Raw genomic sequence first — 3,532 nt, forward strand, 5'->3', positions numbered from 1 at the left:
TGACGTGGTTTGAAGAGATTTTCGAAGAGTATAAGTCCTTTTATAGTGGGTTGAATCTAGAATAGTACACTATGACTGCTAAAAAATATTTCTAGAAGTGTTCTAGAATCCGTAGCGTACTATTCTAGGTTCAATCTACTATATTTGACTCTAGCAGGTGTAATCGATGGCATCCCTCGGTGCTATCTCATATTTTTACAAGAAAACACCATTTTAAGCCTATAAAATCAAAAAGAGCAGAAATTTTCAGTGTGCGATCACCTATAGTATAGGATTTATTAAAAACTCTTCCCTTAGCTTCTTAGAACATAAGAAGATTCATTGATTGACTGGTAAATTAAAAATAGATACTTGGACTAGCAGCTTTCTTAAGTGGTTTGTCAATAAAAAGTGTAGGTTGATTTTTCTTGAGTAGTAAAAGATTCAAGAAAATTTAGGGTCACTCCTGTTCTTTGATAAAAACTCCATTCATATATTTTTTCTTTCATTCTGAAAACTTAGTGTAAATTTTCTGTTTTTTTGAAATTTTGTGTCTTAAAAGGTCCAGTGAAGAAAACTATGTGTGTAGAATCTGATTTTACTGAATTTTTAGATAACTATATTAAGTTATAAAAGACATTATATATGTAGTTTTTGGTTTATAAAATACTTGAAAGTTCAAAAGTTCTTTTAATTGACTATTTTCTAAAAGAGATGTATAATTGAACTGTATGTAAAAGACATGCAGTTATTTTAAAAAAAGGAGATAATGTAATGTATTTTAATCGTAAAAATGCAGAGCAGAAGAACTGGCGAATGATCAAAAAAGGAAAACATTTCTTGTTTGGTTGTTCGCTTGTCTTTGCAGTTGGTGCAGCCTTGGTAGCTCCAACGGTTAAGGCCGACACAGCTGATACTGGGGAGGTAGAGACTAAAACTGCCAACTCAGCTGCTGAAGCAAGCTCTAGTGACGAAGTAGGAACGTATAAAGCACCAGCAGTGGAGGTGTCAACAACTTCACCTGTGGTTGCTGAAAATCCTACAAGTTCAGAAGCTACTTCAGCAAAAACAGCTAAGGAAGCAGATGGAGTTCAGCTTCCTTCATTGACAGTAGTTGCAAATTCTTCAGCTTTGACAGATGAAGAAAAAGCAAATGTAGTGGAAGCTGTTAAGGGGGAAAATCCTACTGCGACTGATGTTCAAATCCAAGCAGACGGATCAGTAGTTGTGACTTTTGCAGATGGTTCAAGTGCAAACTTGTCAGCAGCTCAAACTGTCAAAGTGGCAGCTCCAGCAGAAACTTCAGCCACTCAACCTAAGTCAAGAAGCCGTCGAGCAGCAGGACAAGAACGTGCTCAAGATCGCTCTATGGAAGGGCAGGATATTAAGTTCGAATACAAGGGTGGTAAAAAAATTGAGAACGGAGATCCAACTCAGCGTGCCAAGATCGAGTACAGACAGCTGGATGACTATGAAGTTGTCAATGGGAAAACAGTACCTACTGACCCATCTGGTCAAGGACGTCCAGTCTTGGAATGGACGGTAACCTTTAACGAGGCTCAATACGATAAAGCAGGTGCCTTCTGGTATTTCTCAATTCCTAAAAACGTATCTGACCCATATAATGTAGTAACAGAGTATGATGGCGTTTATAATACTCGAACTGAATGGAGTAATGGTAACGGAAACGCAAAAGCAGAAGGTACGCAGTATATTTATGATAACAGTCAGGTTGAGAAATATGTAATAGGTACTACTGGTGACAGTGAATACAATAAGATTCCTGGTTTGAACGGTGTCAAGGATAACTCTAAGAAACTCTACCTTCTTGATACAAGTATTTATTCAGGTATTCGCAAGTTCACTGTTCGTTACCGTACAGTGGTTGAAGACCCATCACAAACGATTTCTTATATTGCAGGTGTGCAATCTGTAAAAAACTTAGCGATGTACAACTGGTATGCGATCTCAGGTAAGTATGACAAGCAGTTGGTTAGTCAGGTTGATGCACCAAGTGTGACTCCAAACTTGAGCAAAACTTCTGTTAATGTTCCTGTTCAAACAGTAGCTTCAACTTCAAGCACTCTTTCAGGAACAGGGGTTCCAGGTGCAACTATCAAGCTTTATGTAGATGGTCAGGAGCAAAATATCGGAAATGTCACTGTTGACAGCGCTGGAAACTGGACTACTGGTGAGCTTCCAACAGCCTTGAACAACAACCAAGGTGATGGTACAACTATTAAACCACGTCAACTAGTACAGGTGAGTCAAACTGTCAACGGTACTGAAAGTGGCCGTCGTACAGTACCAGTATCTGTCGGTGTGACAACTGTTGAACCTTCAAGCTTGTCTACTAATCAAGACGCTGTTATTGCAGGACAAAAAGAAGTGACTCTTAAGGTTCCTCACGATGCAGGGATCGCTTACTTCCGCTACACAGATACTTCAGGTCAAGTTCTAGAAATCCCAGTTAAACGTGACAGTACCTCAGCTGCATGGACATCACAAAAATCAGACAAAGCAACTGTCAAATCAGTTGAGCACGGTAAGTTCCAAGACACGATTGTCCTTACAATGGCTGACAAGATTGCAGGTGTTGAAGTAGCAGCTATTTCAAACGTGGTAGAAGGTGGTTTCTCAAGTGTGGCTGACTGGCAATCACGCTCAGTAGAAAACCAAGCTCCAACTATTGCATCAGCAGTTGAAGGAAACACAAAAACTGTTCAACAAGGTGCTCAACTTGACCTTGCATCTCTTGTTACAGTAGCAGATAAAGAAGATGATGCCCAAGCAACCCTAGGTGATAAGGTTCATGCTGAAGTTGTCTCAGTAAATGGAAACACTGCAACTAAGACAGTTGATACAAATACCCAAGGCACTTACACAGTTAAGTATAAAGCTGTTGATAGCCAAGGTAAAGAGTCAGGTGAGATTGAAGTTACTGTAGTTGTAACTCCAGCACGTGAAAACGTAGCTCCAACAGTAGAGATTCCTTACTCAGATCCAGCTCCAAACAAAAAAGAAGTTTATCTTTATACTGGTGAAGATGCAGATGTTGATATCACATTTAATGACGATTCTGGAAAAATTAAATCAGCTTCACTTAAAAAAGGTGGAAATATTGCCCTAAATAATATTGATGGGAATCCAGATAAACAAGATAATGAATATGGATACACTGTAACAGCAATTAATTCTGAAACAGCTACGCCTGCGAAAATTAAAGTAACAGGACAAGTTTCTGGCATATCGGCAGAAAAATTACCGAAAACAGAAAACGATTCTTTAGATCTTGTAACGCGTTTTGCAACTGCAACTGATACTGATGGAGAATTAATCAATAATACTGCGGTAAAAACTAAGAAAAATGGAGAGGTTGTTGGTTCTTACTTAACCGACCCAGGTGCAGTAACTTTCGTATTAAAAGCACAAACTAAGAAATATGATATTAAGGTTCCAGAGGAAAAACTTCCTGTAGCGGATGCTAATAATGTTACTGATAAAGAGTTTGAGAAAATTAAAGAGAAAGTTAAAGTTGAATATTCTCAAAACA

The 3,532-nt window shown here is 38.4% G+C and carries 1 pseudogene; it reads left to right on the plus strand.

What is annotated here, in order from left to right:
- Positions 1 to 753: 753 nt before the first annotated feature.
- Positions 754 to 3,532 (plus strand): annotated as a pseudogene (locus tag HMPREF2837_RS06525) (hypothetical protein); the annotation flags it as partial.

The organism is Streptococcus sp. HMSC071D03 (assembly GCF_001812125.1).
Lineage (GTDB): Bacteria > Bacillota > Bacilli > Lactobacillales > Streptococcaceae > Streptococcus > Streptococcus pseudopneumoniae_N.